The following is a 24,874-nucleotide window of genomic DNA, read 5'->3' as shown; positions in this document are numbered from 1 at the left end:
AAGAATGGAACATATTGGCAAATTTGTCACATATCTGATACTTGCTGTCAACGCTCTCTTTGTGGGAACGTTGATACTAAGTGCTTATAGTCCTTACCTTAACCCGAAAATAAATCCACTTGCCTCCAGTCTGGGGCTTGCATTTCCGATCTTCCTGACTATCAATTTAATTTTTATCGGTTTCTGGGCATTCGTTAATTACCGCTATGCCCTTTTGCCCGCCATTGGCCTTCTCATTTGTATTCCACAGATACGGACTTATATCCCTTTCAACTCCACCACTAAAACTATTCCGGAAGGAAGCATCAAAATTCTGTCGTACAATGTAATGAGTTTCAGCAATCTGGAAAAGAAAGACGGTAAAAACCCTATATTGTCTTATCTTGCAAATAGCAATGCCGATATCATTTGTCTGCAAGAATACAACACTGCCACCAATAAAAAGTATCTGACAGAACAGGATGTAAAAAAAGCATTGAAGGCCTATCCTTATCAATCCATCCACCAGCAAGGAAAAGGAGATGTTCAGCTTGCCTGTTTCTCCAAATTCCCTATACTTTCGATACATCCTATCGAATATAAAAGCAACTATAACGGTTCCATGAGATATGTACTGAATGTGAATAATGACACTCTTACATTAATCAACAATCATCTGGAATCTAACAAACTCACCAAAGAAGACAGAGGGATTTATGAAGATATGATTAAAGACCCGAATGCCAAGAAAGTAAAAACTGGACTCAGACAGTTAATAAGAAAACTAGCGGAAGCATCGGCCATTCGGGCTTCACAAGCAGATTCCGTGGCAAGAGTCATTGCCGAAAGTAAATACCCGACAACCATCGTATGCGGTGATTTCAACGATGGTTCCATTTCGTACACACACCGCATCCTGACTCAAGAACTGGACGATGCATTCACACAATCCGGCAAAGGATTGGGTATTTCCTACAATCTGAACAAATTCTATTTCCGCATAGACAATATATTGATTAGCCCCAACCTGAAGGCCTACAACTGCACTGTAGACCGGTCTATCAAGGCATCAGACCATTACCCGATTTGGTGCTATATCAGTAAACGATAAGAACTGAAAACTCTAATAAAAAACACTTATGATGATTAAAAAGACACTAACCATTTTAGCAGTAAGTTGTATGATGTACTCCTGTGCTACGAAAACAGAAAGCAATCCTTTCTTTACAGAGTTTCAAACCGAGTATGGTGTTCCTTCTTTCGACAAGATCAAATTAGAGCACTATGAACCTGCCTTTCTAAAAGGTATAGAAGAACAGAATCAAAATATCGAAGCCATTATCGAAAATCCGGAAATTCCAACATTTGAGAATACGATTGTAGCTTTAGATAACAGTGCCCCCATCTTAGACGGGGTAAGCACCATTTTCTTCAATATGACAGATGCGGAAACCACTGATTCGCTGACCGCACTTTCCATCAAACTGGCACCGGTTCTTTCGGAACATAATGACAATATCTCCCTGAATGGGAAACTATTCAAACGGGTGAACGATGTCTACCAAAAGAAAGATTCATTAAACCTGGCATCAGAACAAGAACGCCTGCTGGACAAGACTTATAAAAGATTTATCCGCTCCGGAGCAAACCTTAGCGAAAAAGATCAAGCCCGCCTCCGCGAAATCAACAAGGAGCTTTCTACACTTGGCATCACTTTCAGCAACAATGTGCTGAATGAGAATAATGCCTTCCAACTTTTCGTTGACAAGGAAGAAGATCTGGCAGGATTGCCTGAATGGTTCCGCCAAAGTGCAGCCGAAGAAGCGAAAGCAGCCGGACAACCGGGAAAATGGTTGTTCACCCTGCACAACGCCAGCCGTCTGCCTTTCCTGCAATATTCTGAAAATCGCCCGCTTCGGGAGCAAATATACAAAGCTTATATCAACCGCGGCAACAACAACGACGGAAACGACAACAAGGAAAACATCCGCAAGATCGTTTCTCTCCGCCTGGAAAAAGCGAACTTATTAGGTTTCGACAGTTATGCAAACTTCGTCCTGGATGAAACCATGGCAAAGAACGCCAACAACGTAATGAGCCTTCTGAACAATCTATGGAGCTATGCACTCCCCAAAGCGAAAGCAGAAGCTGGCGAACTCCAGAAGTTAATGGATAAGGAAGGAAAAGGAGAAAAGCTGGAAGCATGGGACTGGTGGTATTACACCGAAAAACTACGGAAAGAGAAATACAATCTGTCTGAAGAGGATACAAAACCTTACTTCAAACTGGAAAATGTACGCGATGGTGCTTTCGCCGTAGCCAACAAATTATATGGCATCACCCTAAGCAAACTGGAAGGCATACCAACTTATCACCCCGATGTAGAAGTCTTTGAAGTGAAAGACGCAGACGGTTCCCAGCTCGGTATCTTCTATGTAGACTATTTCCCGCGTCCCGGAAAAAGCGGCGGTGCATGGATGAGCAACTATCGTGAACAACACGGAACAACCCGTCCGTTGGTATGCAACGTTTGCAGCTTTACCAAGCCGGTAGGCGACACTCCTTCTTTATTGACCATGGATGAAGTGGAAACCCTGTTTCACGAATTTGGTCACGCCCTGCACGGACTGCTGACAAAATGCGAATACAAAGGAACATCAGGCACTAATGTAGTACGCGATTTTGTAGAACTTCCTTCTCAAATCAATGAGCACTGGGCAACCGAACCGGAAGTGCTGAAAATGTATGCTAAACATTATCAGACAGGAGAAGTGATTCCCGATGAAATCATCGAAAAGATACTGCAACAGAGGACTTTCAACCAAGGCTTCATGACCACCGAATTACTGGCTGCCGCCATCCTCGATATGAACTTGCACACCGTAACGGATGTAAAGAATATGGATATGCTTGCATTCGAAAAAGAAGCCATGGACAAGCTTGATCTCATCCCCGAAATTGCGCCCCGCTACCGCGTGACTTACTTCAATCATATCATCGGCGGATACGCAGCCGGATACTATAGTTACCTATGGGCCAACGTATTGGACAATGATGCCTTCGAAGCTTTCAAAGAACATGGAGTATTTGATAAAAACACCGCCGACCTGTTCCGCCATAACGTATTGGAGAAGGGAGACAGCGAAGACCCGATGGTGCTTTATAAGAATTTCCGTGGAGCGGAACCAAGCCTGGAACCGTTACTGAAAAACAGAGGAATGAAATAATTCAGCAAAAAAGCCCTTAAACATCAAATATTTGAGGGCTTATTACACATGAATGTGAAAAAAAAACTATATTTGCAGCCTTGTATGCGACAAAAAGAACTTGTGTACGACAGAATTTAACTGAAAATTAAATTAAAAAAGTAATCATCATAAATTAAAAGTAAAATGCAAAACAAAGGATTTGTAAAGGTTTTTGCGGTATTACTCACACTGGTATGTGTGTTCTATCTCTCCTTCTCCTTCGTAACACGCCATTATACCAACAAGGCGAAAGAAATTGCGAACGGCGACCCGAAAGTGGAACAAGACTACCTCGACTCTCTCTCCAACGAGAAAGTGTGGTTGGGTAACTGGACGCTGAAACAATGTCGTGAGATGGAGATTAGTTTAGGTTTGGACCTAAAGGGTGGTATGAACGTTATCCTTGAAGTTTCTGTACCTGATGTTATCAAAGCACTGGCTGACAACAAGCCGGATGAAGCTTTTAACAATGCATTGGCAGAAGCTGCAAAACAGGCTGTAAACAGCCAGGACGATATCATCACCCTGTTTGTCAGAGAATACCACAAAGCTGCTCCTAACGCAAAACTTTCCGAACTCTTCGCAACACAACAGTTGAAAGACAAAGTTAACCAAAAATCATCGGATGCAGAAGTTGAAAAAGTATTGAGAGCAGAAGTAAAAGCTGCTGTTGAAAACTCATATAACGTACTTCGTACCCGTATCGACCGTTTCGGTGTTGTTCAGCCGAATATCCAGAGCCTGGAAGACAAAATGGGTCGTATCATGGTGGAATTGCCGGGTATCAAAGAGCCGGAACGTGTGAGAAAACTTCTCCAAGGTTCTGCTAACCTGGAATTTTGGGAAACTTATACAGCTAAGGAGGTTCTTCCTGCCATGCAATCTGCCGATGCTAAATTGCGCGCTGTATTAGCACAGGAGACAGATGCAGACTCTACTGCTGTAGATTCCACCAAAGAAACTCCGCTTGCAGAAGCTACTCCGGCCAAGAAAAACGTAAGTGCTGCCGACAGTCTTGCTGCTGCCCTGAAAGGGGATGCTACAACTACTGAAGATAATTCAACAGCTAACCTGGCAGAAATTAAAAAGCAATACCCTCTGTTGGCTATCCTGCAGTTGAACTCTAGCGGACAAGGTCCTGTGATCGGTTACGCTAACTACAAAGACACTGCTGATATCAACAAATATCTGGCTATGCCGGAAGTTAAAGCAGAACTCCCGAAAGACCTTCGTTTGAAATGGGGTGTTTCTCCTTCTGAATTTGACAAGAAAGGACAGACGTTCGAATTATATGCTATCAAGTCTACCGAACGCAACGGTAAAGCTCCGTTGGAAGGTGATGTAGTAACAGACGCGAAAGATGAATTTGACCAATACAGCAAACCGGCTGTCAGCATGACTATGAACTCTGACGGTGCACGTCGTTGGGCACAGTTGACTAAACAAAACATCGGTCGTTCTATCGCTATCGTTCTTGATAACTATGTATATTCTGCACCAAACGTAAACTCTGAAATCACAGGTGGACGTTCACAGATTACAGGTCATTTCACTCCTGAACAGGCAAAGGACTTAGCAAACGTATTGAAATCAGGTAAGATGCCGGCTCCGGCTCACATCGTACAGGAAGATATCGTTGGTCCGTCACTGGGTCAGGAATCCATCAACGCAGGTATGTTCTCATTCATCGTTGCTTTGGTGATGGTAATGTGCTTCATGTGCTTCCTCTACGGTTTCATACCGGGTATGGTAGCTAACGTTGCTCTATTCCTGAACTTCTTCTTTACGATGGGGATTCTATCTTCCTTCCAGGCTGCCTTAACAATGTCCGGTATTGCCGGTATCGTATTGTCATTAGGTATTGCAGTGGATGCCAACGTACTTATCTACGAACGTACCAAGGAAGAACTCCGTAGTGGTAAGGGAGTGAAACAAGCCTTATCCGACGGTTATTCCAATGCCTTCTCAGCGATCTTTGACTCTAACTTAACGTCTATCATCACCGGTGTGATCCTGTTCAACTTCGGTACAGGTCCTATCCGTGGTTTCGCAACGACATTAATCATTGGTATTCTTTGTTCATTCTTTACTGCTGTGTTTATGACACGCGTATTCTATGATCACTTTATGTCTAAAGACAAGTTGTTGAATCTCAAGTTCCAGTCGAAATTCTCAAAGAACCTGTTTGTCAATACCCATTTTGACTTTATGGGAACTAACAAGAAGGCATTTATCATCACTAGTGCTGTGATTCTCATCTGTATCGCTTCGTTCGTGACTCGTGGACTAAGCCAGAGTATCGACTTCACGGGTGGACGTAACTATAAGGTGCAATTTGAGCATCCGATAGAACCGGAAGCAGTACGTGACTTGATTTCTAACGACTTCGGTGAAGCAACGGTAAGCGTAATTGCTATCGGAACAGACAAGAGAACTGTTCGTGTCAGCACCAACTACCGTATCAACGAAAATGGTAACACTGTCGATTCTGAAATCGAAGAACGTCTGTACAACGCAGTAAAACCGTTGTTGACACAGAACATCTCATTGCAAACATTTATCGATCGCGATAATCACACAGGTGGTAGTATCATCAGTTCACAGAAAGTAGGTCCGAGTATCGCAGACGATATCAAGACAGGTGCTATCTACTCTGTAGTATTAGCATTGATCGCTATCGGTCTTTACATCCTGCTTCGTTTCCGCAACATTGCCTATAGTGTAGGTTCAGTAGTGGCTTTGACTTGTGACACTGTCATCATCATCGGTGCTTACTCACTGTTGTGGGGTATCGTTCCGTTCTCACTGGAAATTGACCAGACATTTATCGGTGCTATCCTGACGGCTATCGGTTACTCTATCAATGACAAGGTGGTAATCTTCGACCGTGTGCGTGAGTTCTTCGGTTTGTATCCGAAACGTGACAAGCGTCAGTTGTTCAACGACTCTTTGAACACAACACTAGCTCGTACCATCAATACTTCATTGAGTACCTTAATCGTACTGTTGTGTATCTTCATCCTCGGTGGTGATTCAATCCGCAGCTTTGCATTCGCAATGATCCTCGGTGTTATTATCGGTACATTGTCTTCACTGTTCGTTGCATCTCCGATTGCATACAACATGATGAAGAACAAAAAAGTCGTAGCATCAACTACGGAAGAATGATAAATCCCAGAAATAGAAAAAGCCTCTTCCGAACATTCGGTAGAGGCTTTTTCTATTGATTATTAAAACAAATAGAAGCTATAAGACGTTCATCTTAAAAGAAGCCATTGTTAAACTTAAAACCAGATACGATATGAAAGCAAAACAAAACAACTTCTCACAGATTCTTCGTAGTAGCCCCGAGGGGAATCGAACCCCTATCTAAAGTTTAGGAAACTTCTATTCTATCCGTTGAACTACAAGGCCGCTTCAAATTTGCTTGCAAAGATAACGGTTTCTGTCGATTTAACAAGAATAAAAATACAGGTTCCTTTCAGATATTTCAAATATTTGGCGTCAATAGGACAATAAAGTTCGATTTATTTTGATAATTCGATTAACTTTCCGACCTTTGTGCTCACAAATTGAAAGTAAAATCAGTTTTTAAATTAAATATAGTAATTAAAGTTATGGCAGACGAAATGATGGTTAAAGAATTGGAGGAAGTAGTAGTACGTTTCTCCGGCGACTCCGGCGACGGTATGCAGCTGGCCGGCAACATCTTCTCGAACGTGTCGGCTACGGTAGGAAATGACATCTGTACATTCCCTGACTACCCGGCAGACATCCGCGCCCCGCAAGGTTCACTGACCGGTGTTTCCGGTTTTCAGGTCCACATCGGTGCCGGACAGGTTTACACTCCCGGAGACCGTTGCCACGTATTAGTGGCTATGAATCCTTCCGCACTGAAAACACAAATCAAATTCTGTAAACCGCAAGGACTTATCATTACCGACTCCGACTCATTCGAAGCCAGAGATTTGGAAAAGGCACAATTCAAGACTGACAATCCTTTTGAGGAATTAGGCGTAAAACAGGAAGTACTTGAAGTTCCCATCTCTTCCATGTGTAAAGAGAGCTTGAAGGACTCCGGATTGGATAATAAATCGATTCTCCGTTGCAAAAATATGTTTGCACTCGGATTGGTTTGCTGGTTGTTCAACCGTAACCTTGCTGCTGCTGAAAAAATGCTACGCGAGAAATTCGCCAAGAAACCCGAAATAGCAGAAGCTAATATTAAGGTATTGAACGATGGCTTCAACTACGGAGCAAACACTCATGCTTCTGTCTCTACTTATAAGATTGAAAGCAAAGCTCCGAAATCAAAAGGACTTTATACAGATATCAACGGTAATAAAGCAACCGCTTACGGACTGATTGCCGCAGCTGAAAAAGCAGGTCTGGGGCTCTACCTGGGTTCTTATCCTATCACTCCGGCCACTGATATTCTGCACGAATTAGCTAAACATAAATCACTGGGAGTAAAAACCGTACAGTGCGAAGATGAAATCGCAGGTTGTGCTTCTGCCGTCGGTGCCGCTTTTGCCGGTGCTTTGGCTGTAACAACTACTTCCGGCCCCGGTGTTTGTTTGAAGAGTGAGGCTATGAACCTTGCTGTAATTGGCGAACTTCCATTGGTGATTGTGAATGTGCAACGTGGCGGTCCGTCAACAGGTTTGCCTACTAAATCAGAACAGACAGACTTATTGCAGGCTCTTTACGGACGCAATGGTGAAAGCCCGATGCCGGTGATTGCCGCAACTTCACCGACGAACTGTTTTGATGCCGCATACATGGCATGTAAGATTGCTCTGGAACACATGACTCCGGTTGTATTGCTGACAGATGCTTTCGTTGCTAACGGCTCGGCAGCCTGGAAACTTCCTAACTTAAACGAATATCCTGCCATCAATCCTCCATACGTGACTCCGGACATGGCTGGTAACTGGACTCCATACCAACGCAATGAAGAAACCGGCGTACGTTACTGGGCAACTCCGGGAACTGAAGGATTCATGCATCGCATCGGCGGTCTTGAAAAGAGCAATGAAACAGGTGCGATCTCTACCGAACCAGAAAACCATAATAAGATGGTTCATCTCCGCCAGGCTAAAGTAGATAAAATTGCAGACTATATCCCCGAACTCGAAGTACTGGGTGATGAAGATGCAGATTTACTGATTGTTGGTTGGGGCGGCACGTACGGTCATCTCCGTCTGGCTATGGACTTTATGCGCGATCATGGAAAGAAAGTGGCTTTCGCACACTTCCAGTACATCAACCCGCTGCCAAAGAATACAGCCGATGTATTGCGTAAATACAAGAAGATCGTAGTAGCTGAACAGAATTTGGGACAATTCGCAGGTTATTTACGGATGAAGATACCCGGATTGAACATCAGCCAGTTCAACCAAGTGAAAGGACAACCTTTCGTTACGAGAGAATTGATAGATGCATTCACTAAATTATTGGAGGAATAAAAGATGAGCGATAAAGTATATACCGTACAAGATTATAAATCAGGCCAACCTCGCTGGTGTCCGGGATGCGGTGACCACGCTTTCCTGAACTCACTGCACAAAGCTATGGCCGAACTGGGAGTAGCTCCGCACAATATTGCCGTCATTTCCGGTATCGGTTGTTCTTCCCGCCTGCCCTACTATGTAAATACGTATGGCTTCCACACGATTCACGGACGTGCCGCTGCTGTTGCAACAGGTGCAAAAGTGGCCAACCCTGATTTGACGATCTGGCAAATTTCCGGTGACGGTGACGGTCTGGCAATTGGTGGTAACCACTTCATCCACGCATTACGCCGTAACATTGATTTGAATATGATCCTGCTAAACAACCGTATCTACGGTTTGACAAAGGGACAATATTCACCGACTTCAGAACGTGGACTTGTAACTAAATCATCTCCTTACGGTACCGTAGAAGATCCATTCCATCCGGCAGAACTTGCTTTTGGCGCCCGTGGACATTTCTTTGCACGTTGTATTGCAGTAGACGGTGCCGCTTCTGTAGAGGTATTGAAAGCTGCCGCTAATCACAAAGGCGCCTCTGTTGTAGAAGTCCTGCAAAACTGCGTGATCTTCAACGATGGAACTCATGCTTCTGTAGCCACCAAAGAAGGACGTGCCAAGAACGCTATCTATCTGGAACATGGCAAACCCATGTTGTTCGGTGAAAACAAGGAATTCGGATTGATGCAGGAAGGTTTCGGACTGAAAGTGGTGAAACTTGGTGAGAATGGTATCACAGAAAAAGATATTCTTATTCACGATGCCCACTGCCAGGATAATACGCTTCAATTGAAGCTGGCGTTAATGGAAGGTCCTGATTTCCCGATTGCACTCGGTGTGATCCGCGATGTAGATGCTCCAACTTACAATGATGCTGTAATTGGACAGATTGAAGAAATCAAAGGCAAGAAGAAATATCATAATTTCCAGGAATTGCTAATGACTAATGATACTTGGGAAGTGAAGTAATGCTGCTTTAACTCATAAAATAGTAAAGGCGTAGATTGAGAGTTAGTTCTCTTTCTACGCCTTTATCTATGATCCATTATCGACTTTCATATAGAAAAAAAAGACTTACAACAAGTCCCTACATAATTTAAAATATTCTTACTATCGTATTCTCATACTGCATTGAAAATAAGCCTTCTTAATTACAACTTATTTTATTGATTGTAATTAAAAGCAGAATCATAAAAAAGATATTTATAATACAAAAAAGATTAACTATTTTCTTTAATTGTAAAAAAACTGTTTTCTTTATTACAAGAATTTCTTTTCAGGTTAAACAATTTTGGATTTATTGATTTAATTAAGGAATTACTATCGGGTAAATATAGCAATATTTATCCGATTTTTTATGTACTATGATGGCTGTCAATTCTTCATAGATAAAGATGTTTAAAAGATTATTAATTTAAGTACAATACTAGTATTGCTTTTTCTATCATAAATGGCAAAGTCTACTGAACACGTTCAAATCCCCATTTATATCATCTTTGAAATCTAATTTCTCATAAACTTTTTTTCACCTAAATTGAGCCACATTAAATTAGATATACCACACAAACGCATAGTTTTTGAATAATCTGCGACAAATCATTACCATTGTATTATCCATCTGCCTAACTAATATCCTCCCTTGTTACATCAACCTGCTTCTGATAAGCATCGATAATAAATCAAAATTAGCGCTTCATGCTAATTCAAAAAATAAATAGTTAAAACATAAATCAAGAAAGAGATCACAATAGATTTAGCTATAAAAGTCTCTTACTTAAATAACGTACAGGATACCATACAGAGAGAAAACCAACTGCTAAAACTGTGATAAAAATTAGCACGATATCCCAAACGTGGACACTGACAGGATAGGCGTCTACAACAAAAGTACCACCGCCTCCCAATGAAATTATGCCGAATTTCTGCTGGATAAAACATAGGGTTAATCCTAAAACAATACCGGAAATAGCACCGAAAAGAGAAATGAGACGTCCTTCAAAAAGGAATATTCGGGAGATGAGTTTATCACTAGCTCCAAGACTCCGCAAAGTTACTACATCATCCTTCTTATCCAAAATCAACATGGAAAGAGAACCAATTACATTGAAACAGGCAATCATTAAGATAAAGGTCAGAAATAAATAGGAAATAAGTTTCTCTATCTCCATAATACGAAAAACATCTGCCTGCTGTTGATAACGATTCTGAACAACAAAATCATTACCCAGTATGTTTTCTATTTTAGATTGTACCGATGAAGTATTTACATTAGGTTTCAATTTCAATTCCATCGCAGAGACTTCTGTTGTATAATCCAGAAGCTCACGGAGGAAATCGAGAGAGGTCAGAATATATTTCCCGTCATATTCTTGCTGATTCACAACAAACACGACACCCGGAGAATACAGGTAATCACGATTAAAAGAAGCGCCGGGATTTGCCATGTTCACTTTGGCATTTCGCTTGGGTAGATAAACCTGAAGAGGATCAACAAATTCCAAACCTGTACCCAAAGTCGCAACCAGTTCCACTCCCATAACCCCGTAGTTCACAATAGAGTCATGAAGAAGAAATTCACCTGCACCATAGAGTATACTGTCTATAGCAGTCAGTTCTTCAAAGTTATCCTCCACACCTTTTAATACAACCATAGCTTGGCGATCCTTGTATTGCACCATCGCATTTTCTTCGAGTGTTTCTGTAAACACCTCTACTTCAGGAAGTGCACAAACAGCGCGAATTCGCTTATCTTGCGCATCAAAGACTTTTCCTTTACGGACCGTAATTTTCAACTGCGGGTCAAAAGCCGTAAAAAAGCTAGCGACCATATCCTGAAAACCATTAAAAACGGAAAGAGTGCAAACCAAAGCAAGCGTAGCAAGAGCTACCCCACATACGGAAATACCGGATATGATATTAATAGCGTTATGCTTTTTTTTTGAGAAAAGATAACGCCTGGCTATATAAAAAGGAAAGTTCACCTCTGCAATGAATTATTTCACTTCAGCAATGAATCTATTTTCTCAATATAATCCAATGAATCATCCACAAAGAATTTCAGCTCGGGAATGATGCGCAACTGGTGACGCACACGAGTTCCAAGCTCATAGCGAATGGATTTCATATTGTTATTGATATTCTTCACCATCTCTTCTGCTTTCTCCGAAGGAAAAACACTGAGGTAAACACGGGCAATACTCATATCAGGACTGATACGAACTGCACTAACAGAGACCAATGTGCCCGGCATGGACTTTGTTTGAAGCAGGAATATCTCACTTAGCTCTTTCTGCAACAGGCGAGATATCTTATTCTGTCTGGTTGTTTCCATAAATCTACTCTTTTATCTTACTTTTTTTCTTATAATCGTTAATCCGTCACGTAAAGGCAGTATCACTTTTTCCACTCGCACATCTTCCGCCACCAAATCATTGAAGGCTTTAATACCAATCGTCTGTGCATCCGTGTTGCGAGGCTGTTCGAGAACATGGCCGTCCCACAAAGTATTATCAGCAATGATATAACCGCCTGCAGATAAATGCGCCAACGTCATCTCGTAATATTCAATATACTTACGCTTATCACCATCAATAAAAGCCATATCAAAGGTAACACCTAAACACGGAACAAGTTCTAAAGCATCACCTATATAAAAACGAATTTTATCGGCAAATGGTGATTTTTCCAACCATGGACGGGTAAAATCCTCTTGTTCATCATTGATCTCAAACGTATGCAACATCCCACCTTCGGCCAGACCTTCCGCCAGACAAAGGGCAGAATAGCCACTATACGTTCCTATTTCCAATATCTGACGAGGCCGAATCATTTCTACAAACATTTTTAGCATCCGTCCCTGCAAATGCCCGGAAGCCATACGGGGACGGAGCAGTTTTACATGTGTGTCCCGGTAGAGCGACTTTAAATAATCGCTCTCGGGATCAATATGCTGCAAAATATATTCGTCTATCGATTCGGTTTCCTGCATAAAACAAATCTTTACGAATTACAGATAGCGGTTATTGTTAGGTAATACAGTCTCCTCTGCATGCTTCAAAGCATCTTCCACTACATTAATTTCAAGGAATGATGTTTTCGTTCCCGCCTTACCACTACTCAAATAACCAACCATATCAGAAGGCTGTAAACGACCTTCTTTCAACAAACGGCGCAATGCTGCAAAGTAATATTCCTGTCCGTTAGCCAATTCCGGCATATAGATAGCTTCCACACCATAAGACAAAGCCAAATGGCGCATCGTCTTTTCTTTATAACAGATAGCCAACACCGGATACTTTCCACGGAAAGCTGCCAGATTGCGGGCAGTACGTCCGCTATAGCTATCAGTAATAATGGCACGTATCTTTAGCTTAGAGGTAGCCTTCACTGCCTGTTTAGCAAGGAATGCCGTAACATCATTACTATTCTCATCCAATGGAATACGGATATCATTTTCCTCCAATTTATCTTTTTCAGCCTGGGCAGCAATCTTAGTCATTGTTCTCACTGCCTCTACCGGATACTTACCATAAGCAGTTTCCCCACTCAACATCAATGCATCTGTACGATAGTAGATTGCATTAGCAATATCAGTCACTTCCGCACGAGTCGGACGAGGGTTATTTATCATCGTATGGAGCATCTGAGTAGCAACGATTACCGGCTTCTTTGCCAAAATACATTTGCGAATCAGTACACGCTGAATTCCCGGGATACGTTCCTGTGGAACTTCAATACCCAAGTCACCACGGGCCACCATTACACCATCTGCCACTTCCAGAATTTCATCGATATTATCTACTCCTTCCTGATTCTCAATCTTAGCAATAATCTTAATATCACTATTATGAGCATCCAGAATTTCACGAATATCAAGCACATCCTGACGATTGCGTACAAAAGAATGAGCGATAAAATCAATATCCTTTTCAATAGCATAAAGGATATTGTTACGGTCTTTTTCCGTTAATGAAGGAAGATTAATGCGAACACCCGGAACATTTACACTCTTACGGCTTCCCAGAGTAGCATCATTCTTGACTTCACACAACAAATAATCGTTAGTCTTATCAATAACTTCCAGTTCCAGATCACCATCATCAATCAGGATCATACCACCGATATTTAGATCGGCCACAAAGTTCGGGTATGAAACAGCGATACATTCACGGGTTGTCTCCAAATCCGGATTACCTACAATCTTTACTTTATCACCTGTCTTATATGGAATTGGTTCTGCATTAGCCGTCGTACGAACTTCCGGACCTTTTGTATCCATCAAGATCGCAATACGGTTGGACACAGCACGTACATTTGCAATCAAAGCTTCAAAACCTTCACGGCTAGCGTGCGCTGTATTCATACGCACCACATTCATCCCAGCTTCAAACAACTGTTTTATAAAATCCACATCGCAACGTCTATCCGAGATGGAAGCCACAATTTTAGTCTGTTTCAATAACATAGTCTTTCTACCTATTATATATTATATTACCTTATTTATTATCTATCTAACAAAGCTTCCAAGGCCAAACGGTACGAATTCAACCCAAAGCCACAAATCACTCCCTTGCAGGCACAAGCAATCATCGATACGTGTCGGAAAGACTCCCGATTATGCACATTGGAAATATGTACCTCAATCACCGGAGACGTCACAGAGCGAATAGCATCCTGCAAGGCTATGGAAGTATGTGTATACGCACCTGCATTCAGAATGATGCCATCCACATCAAATCCTACCCGCTGTATGCAGTCTATCATTTCACCCTCAATATTCGATTGAAAATAGTCGATCTCCACGTCAACGTATCTTTTGCGAAGATCAACCAAGTAATCTTCAAATGTAACGCTTCCGTAAATGGAAGGTTCACGCTTACCCAACAGATTAATATTCGGGCCATTAATAATTTGTATCTTCATCGCGCAATCCTGTTTTTTATATACCTTTGTATCCAAAGAACAATATTTCAAGGTGCAAAGGTAGAAAAAAGAAATGGAAATCAACGAAAAAAAGAAGAAGAAGGAACAACAAGAGGTGATAATCAGGAAGTATCAGCAGTATCTCAAACTGGAAAAGTCTTTATCTCCTAATACGCTGGATGCCTATCTTACGGATCTGTACAAACTGATAAACTTTTTGGAGCAGGAAAAGGTAGGGATACTAGACGTATGTTTATCTGATCTTCAACATTTTGCAGCCGGATTACACGATATTGGCATTCACCCCCGTTCACAGGCCCGCATCTTATCAGGAATCAAATCATTCTTCCGTTTTCTCATTATTGAAGACTACCTGGAAGCAGACCCCAGTGAGTTATTAGAAGGACCTAAAATAGGCTTTAAACTTCCTGAAGTACTGACCGTGGAGGAAATTGACCGGATCATCTCTGCCGTTGACCGCAGCAAAACCGAAGGACAGCGAAACAGAGCTATTTTAGAGACATTATACAGTTGCGGACTTCGCGTATCGGAGCTTGTCACCCTCAAGCTGTCCGACCTTTATTTTGATGAAGGTTTTATCAAAGTAGAAGGAAAAGGAAGCAAACAGCGCCTCGTCCCCATCTCTCCACGAGCCATTAATGAAATAAAACTTTACATACCAGACCGTAACCAAATTGAAGTAAAAAAAGGGCATGAGGATTTCGTTTTCGTCAGCCAACGGAGAGGCAAAGGCCTTTCCCGGATTATGATCTTTCACATGATAAAAGAATTAGCGGAAAAAGCAGGCATTACCAAAAACATCAGTCCGCACACTTTCCGGCATTCCTTCGCCACTCATTTACTGGAAGGTGGAGCCAATTTGCGGGCCATTCAATGCATGCTCGGACATGAATCTATTGCGACAACGGAAATCTATACACACATTGACCGCAACATGCTTCGTAGTGAGATTATTGAGCATCACCCGCGAAATATCAAGTACCGGAAAGAAAAAGAGGAGTTATTTCATTAAATTATGATAAAATCGCCCCCTTATCTATATAATTATATTAAGAATTAATATCTTTGCGTTACTTTTTCTGTGTGAGCAGAAGGAGGTTGGCAAATAGACGATATTTCAATTACAAACATTTAATTTATACCTAAAATGACTAAGAAGTTGTACTTGCCTTTACTCATGGCAATGGTTGTTGCATTATTCTCTTCTTGCAGCAAAAAAATGGGTGAATTATCAGCTGATTACTTCACTGTTACTCCGCAAGTGCTGGAGGCAGTAGGTGGTAAAGTTCCTGCGACCATCAATGGTAAATTTCCTGAAAAGTATTTCAACAAGAAAGCGGTTGTAGAAGTTACTCCGGTTTTGAAATGGAATGGCGGCGAAGCTAAAGGCCAACCAGCTACTTTCCAAGGCGAAAAAGTGGAAGGTAACGACCAGACTATCTCTTACAAGATGGGCGGTAGCTACACTATGAAAACTTCTTTCGACTATGTTCCGGAAATGGCTAAGTCTGAATTGTACCTGGAATTCAAAGCTACTATCGGTAAGAAAGTAGTTACTATTCCTGCTGTGAAAATTGCTGATGGTGTAATTTCTACTTCTGAATTAGTAAACAATACATTAGGTAACGCTAACCCTGCATTGGGCGAAGACGCTTTCCAACGTATCATCAAAGAAAAACACGATGCTAACATCATGTTCTTGATCCAACAGGCTAACATTCGTTCCAGCGAATTGAAGACTGCTAAAGAATTCAACAAAGAAGTAGCTAACGTAAACGAAGCTGCTAACAAGAAGATCAGCAACATCGAAGTTTCTGCATACGCTTCTCCTGATGGTGGTGTAAGCTTGAATACTACTCTTGCTGAAAACCGCGAAGACAACACTACTAAGATGTTGAGCAAAGACCTGAAGAAAGCAAAAATCGACGCTCCGATCGATGCTAAATATACTGCACAGGACTGGGAAGGTTTCCAAGAACTGGTTTCTAAATCTAACATCCAAGACAAAGAGTTGATCCTCCGCGTTATTGCAATGTACCAAGACCCTGCTCAAAGAGAAAGCGAAATCAAAAACATCTCTGCTGTATACAAAGAATTGGCTAACACTATTCTTCCTCAGTTGCGTCGTTCTCGTTTGACTTTGAACTATGAAATCATCGGTAAGTCTGACGAAGAAATCACTAAACTGGCTTCTTCTAATCCTTCTGAACTGAATGTAGAAGAATTGCTGTATGCTGCTACACTGACTAGCGATCCTGCTAAACAAGAAGCTATCTATACTCAAGCTACCAAACAATTCCCGAACGATTACCGTGGTTACAACAACTTGGGTAAATTAGCTTACCAGGCTGGTAACATTGACAAAGCTGAATCTTACTTCAAGAAAGCTGCCAGCGTTAATGCTACTCCTGAAGTTAACATGAACTTAGGTTTGGTTTCTTTGATGAAGGGTGACAAAACTGCTGCAGAAGCATACTTCGGTAAAGCTGCCGGAACAAAAGAACTTGGCGAATCTATGGGTAACCTGTACATCGCTCAAGGTCAATACGAAAGAGCAGTTAACTCATTCGGTGACTCTAAGACTAACAGTGCTGCTTTGGCTCAAATCCTTGCTAAGGACTACAACAAAGCTAAAAATACGTTGGCTAACGTAGAAAGACCTGATGCTTACACTGACTACCTGATGGCGGTTTTAGGTGCTAGAACTAACAATTCTTCTATGGTAACAAGCAGCTTGAAGAGCGCAGTTGCTAAAGATTCTTCATTAGCTAAGAAAGCAGCTACTGACCTGGAATTTGCAAAATACTTCACAAATGCAGATTTCATGAGCATCGTTAAATAAGAGAATTACCACTCTATTTTAAATATTAAGAATTGCCTGTCATTATAAATGACGGGCAATTCTTTTTTTTTATCCGTAAAAACCGTACTTTCGCAGAAAAGAATTCAAAGCAATGAAAAAGAGCAGCATTTTAATCCTCATAATCATTTGTCTATGCAGTTGTGGTAAATCTTCAAAGAAGGTTAGCATAACCGGGGAAATCAAAGGTCTGGGCACAGATACGCTTTATCTGTATGGAATGGACGAATCATTCGACCGGATAGATACCATTTTCGCGAAGAACGATAAATTCTCTTATACAGCTTCAATAGACACCATTACTTCTGCCTTTTTACTTATTGACAATCAGACAGAATATCCAATCTTCCTTGACAAAGGAAATCAAATCAAAATAAAAGGAGATATCAATCACCCGGAATATCTGGATATCAATGGTAATATATATAATGAAGAGTTTACAACCTTTCAGAAAGAACTAAATAGCCTGCCTACCCCATCCGAGAAAGATTTAGAGCAAAAAGCAGAAGAATTCATCATGAAGCATCATTCTTCTTTTGTCAGCCTCTACTTGTTGGATAAATACTTTGTTCAGAAAGATTCGCCCGATTTCAACAAAATAAAGAAACTAATTGAAGTCATGACAGGAATATTGCAAGACAAGCTGTATATCGAACAACTCAATGAAGCCATCTCGCTGTCAGAGAAAATAGAGACAGGCAAATATGCCCCCTTCTTCAGTCTATCTAATATAAAAGGAGAGAAAATTACCCGGTCATCAGAAGATTTCAAGAAAAAGAACCTGTTAATCAACTTTTGGGCTTCATGGGGAGATAGTATTTCCAATCACCAAAGCAATACCGAGTTAAAAGAGATCTATCAGAAATATAAGAAGAACAAACATATAGCCATGCTCGGTATTTCCCTTGATATGGATAAACAAGAATGGCAGGATGCTATAAAACGTGATACGCTCAATTGGGAGCAAGTCTGTGATTTTGGCGGACTAAATTCCGAAGTAGCCAAACAATACACCATCAAGCAAGTTCCTAGCAACATTCTTCTGTCGGCAGACGGTAAGATTCTCGCAAAAAACCTCAAAGGAGAACAATTGAAGAAGAAAATAGAGGAAGTAGTCACTGCTGCTGAAGAAAAGGAAAAACAAGACAATAAGAAGAAAAAATAATCAGTAATCAAACGTGTTAATTAAAGTATTCGGAGCGGCTGTTCAAGGGATTGATGCAACACTCATCACAATCGAAGTTAACAGCTCGCGCGGCTGTATGTTCTATCTCGTCGGCCTTCCGGATTCTGCGGTCAAAGAAAGCCATCAACGTATTATTTCCGCATTGCTGGTGAATGGTTATAAAATGCCCACTAGCAATATAGTAGTCAACATGGCACCAGCGGACATCCGTAAAGAGGGTTCAGCTTATGACTTGCCTCTTGCCATCGGATTGTTAGGAGCTAACGAAACAATCTCTTCCGAGAAGTTTTCCCGCTATTTGTTAATGGGCGAACTAAGCCTGGACGGAAGTATACAGCCTATCAAAGGTGCGCTTCCCATTGCTATCAAAGCGCGCGAAGATGGTTTCGAAGGACTAATCATCCCCCAACAAAATGCACGGGAAGCGGCCGTTGTCAATCAATTAAAAGTATACGGAGTCAGTAATATCAAGGAGGTCGTCGAATTCTTCAATAATGAACGCGAATTAGAGCCGACTGTTGTTAATACACGGGAAGAATTCTATCAACAACAGACGAACTGTGACTTGGATTTTGCAGACGTTAAAGGGCAAGAGAATGTAAAAAGGGCACTAGAAGTTGCAGCAGCCGGAGGGCATAACTTAATAATGGTAGGTGCTCCGGGTAGCGGTAAATCGATGATGGCCAAACGCCTTCCTTCCATTCTTCCTCCTCTTTCTCTGGGTGAAAGTCTGGAAACCACCAAGATACATTCAGTTGCCGGACAACTAAAACGCGGGTCATCATTGATTTCCCAACGCCCATTCCGCGACCCTCACCACACAATTTCCCAGGTGGCGATGGTTGGCGGAGGTAGTTTTCCACAACCCGGAGAAATCAGTCTGGCACATAATGGGGTACTTTTCTTAGATGAATTGCCGGAATTCAACCGAGGAGTGCTGGAAGTGTTGCGTCAACCATTGGAAGACCGCCAGATCACTATTTCCCGCATCAAAAGTACTATCAGCTATCCGGCCAATCTGATGCTGATTGCATCCATGAACCCATGCCCCTGTGGATATTACAACCATCCGACAAAAGCATGCGTATGCAGCCCCGGACAGGTTCAAAAGTACTTGAATAAGATATCCGGTCCATTATTAGATCGCATCGACATTCAGATAGAGATTGTACCTGTACCCTTTGATAAGATTTCCGATCAAAGACAGGGAGAATCGAGCAATATCATCAGACAGCGAGTGATAAAAGCCCGTCAAATGCAGGAAAGACGATACACCGAATATACCGGAATTTATTGCAATGCACAAATGAACAGCAAACTGCTTGCAATGTATGCTCAACCGGATGCCAAAGGACTCGCATTACTGAAAAATGCTATGGAACGGCTCAATCTGTCTGCCCGAGCCTATGACCGGATTTTAAAAGTTGCCCGTACAATCGCCGATTTGGAAGGAGCAGAACAAATACTTCCTAGTCATTTGGCAGAAGCCATCAGCTATCGGAATCTCGACAGAGAGAACTGGGCAGGATAATAATAATGAATAGAAACAGAATAGAATTATTTCATCGATAACACTATCTTTTTTCATATATTTGTTTTACATTTGTGACAAACAAATATGCAATAAATATGAAAACGTCGATAACAAGTCTTTTAATGATATTTTGTTTGAGCATAATGGCTTATGCGCAAACTCCCCAAGACAGAGCCACAGAACTAAAAAAACAAGCACAAAGCAGTCTTAATCAAAAAGATTACATCAAAGCACGTTACTTATTCAAAAAAGCATACGAAGCATTTGCAAGCCGCGAAAACTATCCACAAGCAATAGAATGTGGCGTTCAGGCTAATGCTTTATACGTCAGAGAGAACTTTTACAAAGAGGGATTCGAGCTTTGCCGTGACATGGAGCAGCTTCTATGGACCGGAGAACAGAATAAAAAGAAAGTCTTTTATGACCTGCGTTTCCTTATAAACAAGGAACGATTGCAGATGTACACCGCACTGAAAAATCCCGCACAAGCAAAGACTCAGTTGGACAAACTGGAAGAAATGGCTAATCTTGCAAAGAATGACTCCCTAACGGAGGTACTGTTGTATACAAAAGCCAATTATTACTATACTTTCAACCAAAGTACACAAGGCGATGCCTGTTTCCGCAAACTTATCAACCAATATAAGGAAAAGAAGGACTACGCCAAAGTGAGCGATTGCTACAAGAATCTTATCAATATTGCACGAAAAGGCAATAATGCTCCACTGATGGAACGCGCTTACGAAAGTTTCATTGTCTGGACAGACTCGGTAAAAGCATTAACCGCACAAGACGAACTAAATGTACTGAAGAGAAAATATGACGAAAGCCAACTGACCATACAGGAAAAGGACGACTCACTATCTGCCAAGCAATATATAATCATAGGTCTCTGTGTGCTGGCAGTCATATTGGTAGCCGGCCTGGCAATACTGGCTGTGATATTGCTACGATTCATCGCCAACAATCGTAAATTAAAGAAAAGTGTAAAAATTGCCAATGAACACAACGAGCTAAAAACCAAATTCATACAGAATATATCTTCGCAAATGGAGCCTACCCTGAATACGCTGGCTACTTCAGCCGAAGAACTGTCACAAAAGGCTCCTCAAGAAGCGGCCCAAATGCAGGGACAAGTCGCAGCTTTGAAGAAATTCAGTGATGACATTCAAGAACTGTCATCTTTGGAAAACTCATTAACCGAGTTTTATGAACTAAGTGAAATCAACGTGGGAACTTTCTGTGAGAATGTGATGGATAAAGTTAAAGAATACATAAAACAGGATGTCACATCTTCAGTCAATGCACCAAAACTTCAGGTAAAGACAAACAAGGAACAATTGAAACGCATTCTTCTCTATTTACTGAAAAATGCCGCTTTCTACACCGACCAGGGTCGTATCAGTCTCGAATTCAAGAAACGGGGAGCGCACACGCACCAATTCATCGTTACGGATACAGGAACTGGAATTCCGGCAGAGCAACAGGAAAATCTCTTCAAACCTTTCACAGAAGTGAAAGACCTGACTACAGGAGATGGACTAGGATTACCGATCTGTTCACTAATTGCTGCCAAGATGAACGGAAGCCTGACACTGGATACGAATTATACGAAAGGAACACGGTTCGTTCTGGAGCTTCACGTATAAATTTAGCTAACAGAAAAACTGCTGTCTCACTTGATTACTTTCCGGCTTGTCAAATATAGCTACCTTTAACCTAGAATGTTCCAAACGCAAACTTGAGAATATACAAAAATATGAACAATTTTCTATATAAACGGATCTCACGTTTTTAATAAACTTTTGAGTAGTTTATTAAGAACGGTATCTGATTTTATTAGAAACTCTGCCACTGGATTTCCGAGTTTATAGATCCATCTTTTACAACAAAAAGGCTGCAAATTTCATAAAATTTGCAGCCTTTTTGCCTATATCCGGTATATCCTTCCCAATATTTATTAGGGAGCGCGTCCAGATTTGTTATAATATTATACCATTCAAGCCATCAATTTCATATTCTTTTATCTGTTATTTACAAGGTTTAAGCTCTCTTCCGGACTATAAAGATACAACATTTAAAAGGATTTGTCAAGAGGAACATCCCATAAAATTCATCCCTAATGTATTTATAAGAAATATTGCCCCTCTTCTTTTAATCTTTTGCGTAGAAAACCTACATCAATCTTATGAACATCATTCTTTGTTTGTTTGATAGCATGTACCGCAGCCATTCCGGCAGCTTCACCAGTCACCAGACAAGGTGGCATCACTCGTAAGCTTCCAAAAGCTTCCTCATCAGTAGAAATACAGCGTCCGGCGGTCAATAGATTCTTCACACCTTTAGGAGTCAAGCAACGATAAGGAATTCCATGAGATTCGCCTTTCTTGTAACGCGTCTCTTTATGCCCCGGTTTATGAACATCAATATAGTAACAATTACGTCCGATCTCATCTTCAAATGTTTTACGCTCCAGCCAATCTTGGAAAGTAAACGTATAATCCCCTTCAATCCGACGACTATCTCTAACCCCCAACAAGGAGGCAGTCTTTACAACAAAAGCGCTACCAAAAGTTTTAGGCTGAAGTTCTTTCAGTGCCTCCAAGTATTGTTCAGCAATTTGCCTACCGGTAGCCATCGCCCGTGTAGTAGCCCATGGGTCGGTCGAATCAACATTATCAATGTGTCCTGCATTAAATTGTACCACATCCGGACCGATCAGATTACTATTGAAATGTCTGCCTATCAATGGATATTTTCCGGACTTAATCGCGTCAAAGATAGGGCTATTTTTGTTACTCGTATGCAATGAAGGACCTATGAGATTGTAGTTATAGCTATCGACATTGGCAAACGAGAAACACAAAGTAGAACTTTGCAGTATACCATCCTCACCTCCCTTTTTAAATGAAGCACCTGCCCAGGTAGCCACATCTCCATCTCCCGTCGCATCAATAAAGACTTTTGCTTTGAATGCAACAAGCCCGGATTTATTTGCTACGATGATAGCATCTACCGTATCATCAGCTGACATCTCAACAGCAGCAACCCTCGAAAAGAAAAGGACTTTTGCCCCCGATTCAGCGACCATCCGATCGTAAACCTGCATCAAATATTCAGGATTTATATTCACCCAATTCAGTTTTTGCTTTCTCTCATGAGGCACTCCTTTTCTTGATGCCTCGAATATCTTTTCCGCCAAACCTCGATAAATAATCTTTTCGCCGTCAGAAAACGGACACCATGCCGGAACCATACCTGCTGTTCCCATACCGCCAAGTTGTCCCATTGCCTCAATCAGCAAAGTCTTAGCTCCCTCCCGGGCTGCAGATATCGCAGCAGTACATCCAGCAGGTCCTCCACCAATTACAATAACATCCCACCGATCATCCACTGCAATCTTGGTATTCTTCAAACGTATCTTAGATTGCACTGTTTCCCCTTGCGCATTAAGAGCGGGGACAGCAAAAGATGCAGTGAGTAACCCTGCTTTTTTAAGAAAATCTCTTCTTGTAGTCATAATAATCTATTTGTCTATTTATAGTATTTAGATATAACCTACTGCTCTTGATAGATCAAAGAAGCTAAGTTATCGGCACAATCTTTATTCAGATGATTCTACCACAGGTTTAATAACATTTCCCACGATAGAAATCACTCCATCATCTCCAAAAATCAAATCATTCAAATATGAGGTACGTGGTTCTACACGATTTACGCTCGAATGAGCATGATAAATATATTTGTAACCTCCATCCCTGCATAAAAAAGGTGCTCCATGCCCTGTTCCAACCAATCCTGCAGCCACATCCTTATTTCTGCACAAAATAGGATTCCCGTCATATTTCTTCCAAGGTCCTAGCGGAGAGGTAGCCGTAGCATATCCCACTGCATAATCCTGACTTCTGAAATGATTAGCAGAGTAAATCAAATAATATACCCCGTTTCTTTTAAGAAGTGAGGGGCCTTCCGCTACTTTAGCTTGCTGTAATTCCCAACTGGCATCAGCCTTTATACATTCTCTCAAAGTCTCTTCCTTTACACTTTTCAAATCGGAGTTCATCTCCCCCCCCCAAATCACATTGCCTCCTGTAAAACGAACAAAATAGAGATATGCTTTACCATCATCATCCATGAACAACGAAGCATCAATGCCTTTTTCTTCTCTGACCGGCTTCTTTTCATCCTGCACAAAAGGCCCCTCCGGACTATCAGAAGTGGCAACACAAATATGCTCATCTACCGTATAGAACATATAAAACTTCTTCTCTGACTCTATATAATACACCTCAGGGGCCCAGTACCACTTTGTCCCCCAAGAGTCTTGCGGTGACAAAGCCAGTCTATCCCCACGTCTCCAATGCTCTAAATCATCAGAAATATAGACTTCAAAGCCATTTGTGCGAGTGCCGTACGCATAGTACTTATCCTTATAAAACAACACATAAGGATCGGCAATAGGCAAACGGTCCTCTATTATCAACATAGATGACTCATTTGCCTGCTCGAATAAAAGCGAATTATCCGTTTCCCTTTCATTAGAAAGAGAAACAGATAAACAATAGAACAATAACGAATAAAAGAGTTTATTCATACTTTAAGAGACCCTAT

The 24,874-nt window shown here is 41.4% G+C and carries 17 protein-coding genes and 1 tRNA gene; 10 read left to right on the top strand and 8 right to left on the bottom strand.

The genetic code is table 11. From position 1 onward, the window contains the following. The first annotated feature begins 4 nt into the window (after nt 1–4). The 3 genes from ACT8YW_RS05405 (at nt 5) to secDF (ending at nt 6,395) form a co-directional block, all read left to right on the top strand. Nucleotides 5–1,090: an endonuclease/exonuclease/phosphatase family protein gene (locus ACT8YW_RS05405; protein WP_444104269.1), complete on the top strand. Its 1,086-nt coding sequence runs from the start codon at nt 5–7 to the stop codon at nt 1,088–1,090. A gap of 31 nt (nt 1,091–1,121) precedes the next feature. After that, nucleotides 1,122–3,206: a M3 family metallopeptidase gene (locus ACT8YW_RS05400; protein ID WP_444104279.1), complete on the top strand. Its 2,085-nt coding sequence runs from the start codon at nt 1,122–1,124 to the stop codon at nt 3,204–3,206. Between the two features lie 165 nt (nt 3,207–3,371). Beyond that, nucleotides 3,372–6,395, top strand: coding sequence for a protein translocase subunit SecDF (gene secDF, locus ACT8YW_RS05395; protein ID WP_444104268.1), 3,024 nt, complete (start codon nt 3,372–3,374; stop codon nt 6,393–6,395). Nucleotides 6,396–6,569: 174 nt separating this feature from the next. On the opposite strand, the gene ACT8YW_RS05390 is transcribed toward secDF, so the two are convergent. Beyond that, nucleotides 6,570–6,641: transfer RNA gene (locus ACT8YW_RS05390), tRNA-Arg, on the bottom strand. 203 nt (nt 6,642–6,844) lie between these two features. Here ACT8YW_RS05390 and ACT8YW_RS05385 point away from each other — a divergent pair. Beyond that, on the top strand, nt 6,845–8,695 hold the full coding sequence (locus ACT8YW_RS05385; protein ID WP_444104267.1) for a 2-oxoacid:acceptor oxidoreductase subunit alpha: 1,851 nt from the start codon (nt 6,845–6,847) through the stop codon (nt 8,693–8,695). 3 nt (nt 8,696–8,698) lie between these two features. Beyond that, on the top strand, nt 8,699–9,709 hold the full coding sequence (locus tag ACT8YW_RS05380; protein ID WP_004302501.1) for a 2-oxoacid:ferredoxin oxidoreductase subunit beta: 1,011 nt from the start codon (nt 8,699–8,701) through the stop codon (nt 9,707–9,709). A 788-nt stretch (nt 9,710–10,497) separates the two neighbouring features. Here ACT8YW_RS05380 and ACT8YW_RS05375 read toward each other — a convergent pair. Genes ACT8YW_RS05375 through aroQ form a run of 5 tightly spaced genes read right to left on the bottom strand, consistent with a single transcriptional unit; the run spans nt 10,498 to nt 14,662 of the window. Then, nucleotides 10,498–11,721, bottom strand: a complete 1,224-nt coding sequence (locus tag ACT8YW_RS05375) for an FtsX-like permease family protein (protein WP_444104266.1) — start codon at nt 11,719–11,721, stop codon at nt 10,498–10,500. Between the two features lie 17 nt (nt 11,722–11,738). After that, complete coding sequence (rbfA, locus tag ACT8YW_RS05370) at nt 11,739–12,071, bottom strand: 30S ribosome-binding factor RbfA (RefSeq protein ID WP_004296522.1); 333 nt, start codon at nt 12,069–12,071, stop codon at nt 11,739–11,741. A 12-nt stretch (nt 12,072–12,083) separates the two neighbouring features. Further along, nucleotides 12,084–12,728: an O-methyltransferase gene (locus ACT8YW_RS05365; RefSeq protein WP_444104265.1), complete on the bottom strand. Its 645-nt coding sequence runs from the start codon at nt 12,726–12,728 to the stop codon at nt 12,084–12,086. An 18-nt stretch (nt 12,729–12,746) separates the two neighbouring features. Continuing rightward, nucleotides 12,747–14,204, bottom strand: a complete 1,458-nt coding sequence (gene pyk / locus ACT8YW_RS05360) for a pyruvate kinase (protein ID WP_444104264.1) — start codon at nt 14,202–14,204, stop codon at nt 12,747–12,749. Between the two features lie 38 nt (nt 14,205–14,242). Beyond that, entirely contained in the window at nt 14,243–14,662 is a 420-nt protein-coding gene (gene aroQ / locus ACT8YW_RS05355; protein WP_444104263.1) for a type II 3-dehydroquinate dehydratase, read from the bottom strand. A gap of 73 nt (nt 14,663–14,735) precedes the next feature. Between aroQ and xerD the strand changes: the two genes are divergently transcribed. The 5 genes from xerD to ACT8YW_RS05330 all read left to right on the top strand — a co-directional run bounded on the left by xerD (nt 14,736) and on the right by ACT8YW_RS05330 (nt 21,912). Continuing rightward, on the top strand, nt 14,736–15,695 hold the full coding sequence (gene xerD, locus ACT8YW_RS05350) for a site-specific tyrosine recombinase XerD (RefSeq protein ID WP_004323894.1): 960 nt from the start codon (nt 14,736–14,738) through the stop codon (nt 15,693–15,695). 135 nt (nt 15,696–15,830) lie between these two features. Next, the gene (locus tag ACT8YW_RS05345; RefSeq protein ID WP_004323895.1) at nt 15,831–17,525 is read left to right on the top strand and encodes a tetratricopeptide repeat protein; all 1,695 of its coding nucleotides are present in this window, start codon (nt 15,831–15,833) and stop codon (nt 17,523–17,525) included. Nucleotides 17,526–17,637: 112 nt separating this feature from the next. Beyond that, nucleotides 17,638–18,708 carry a DUF4369 domain-containing protein gene (locus ACT8YW_RS05340; RefSeq protein ID WP_444104262.1) on the top strand — a complete coding sequence of 357 codons (1,071 nt, stop codon included), beginning with the start codon at nt 17,638–17,640 and terminating at the stop codon, nt 18,706–18,708. Between the two features lie 13 nt (nt 18,709–18,721). Then, nucleotides 18,722–20,260 (top strand): YifB family Mg chelatase-like AAA ATPase, encoded by a 1,539-nt coding sequence (locus ACT8YW_RS05335; RefSeq protein ID WP_444104261.1) that lies wholly within the window; start codon nt 18,722–18,724, stop codon nt 20,258–20,260. 125 nt (nt 20,261–20,385) lie between these two features. Continuing rightward, nucleotides 20,386–21,912: a sensor histidine kinase gene (locus ACT8YW_RS05330; RefSeq protein ID WP_444104260.1), complete on the top strand. Its 1,527-nt coding sequence runs from the start codon at nt 20,386–20,388 to the stop codon at nt 21,910–21,912. A gap of 479 nt (nt 21,913–22,391) precedes the next feature. Here the strand turns inward: ACT8YW_RS05330 and ACT8YW_RS05325 are convergent, their stop codons facing one another. Then, complete coding sequence (locus tag ACT8YW_RS05325; RefSeq protein ID WP_444104259.1) at nt 22,392–23,783, bottom strand: FAD-dependent oxidoreductase; 1,392 nt, start codon at nt 23,781–23,783, stop codon at nt 22,392–22,394. A gap of 84 nt (nt 23,784–23,867) precedes the next feature. Beyond that, a complete protein-coding gene (locus tag ACT8YW_RS05320; protein WP_444104258.1) occupies nt 23,868–24,857 on the bottom strand; it encodes a glycoside hydrolase family 43 protein in 990 nt (329 codons plus the stop codon). Nucleotides 24,858–24,874: the final 17 nt, after the last annotated feature.

This window comes from Bacteroides sp. (assembly GCF_052357945.1).
Lineage (GTDB): Bacteria > Bacteroidota > Bacteroidia > Bacteroidales > Bacteroidaceae > Bacteroides.
Note: the sequence above shows the minus strand (reverse complement) of the source record. Positions and strands in the feature narration are given on the sequence as shown.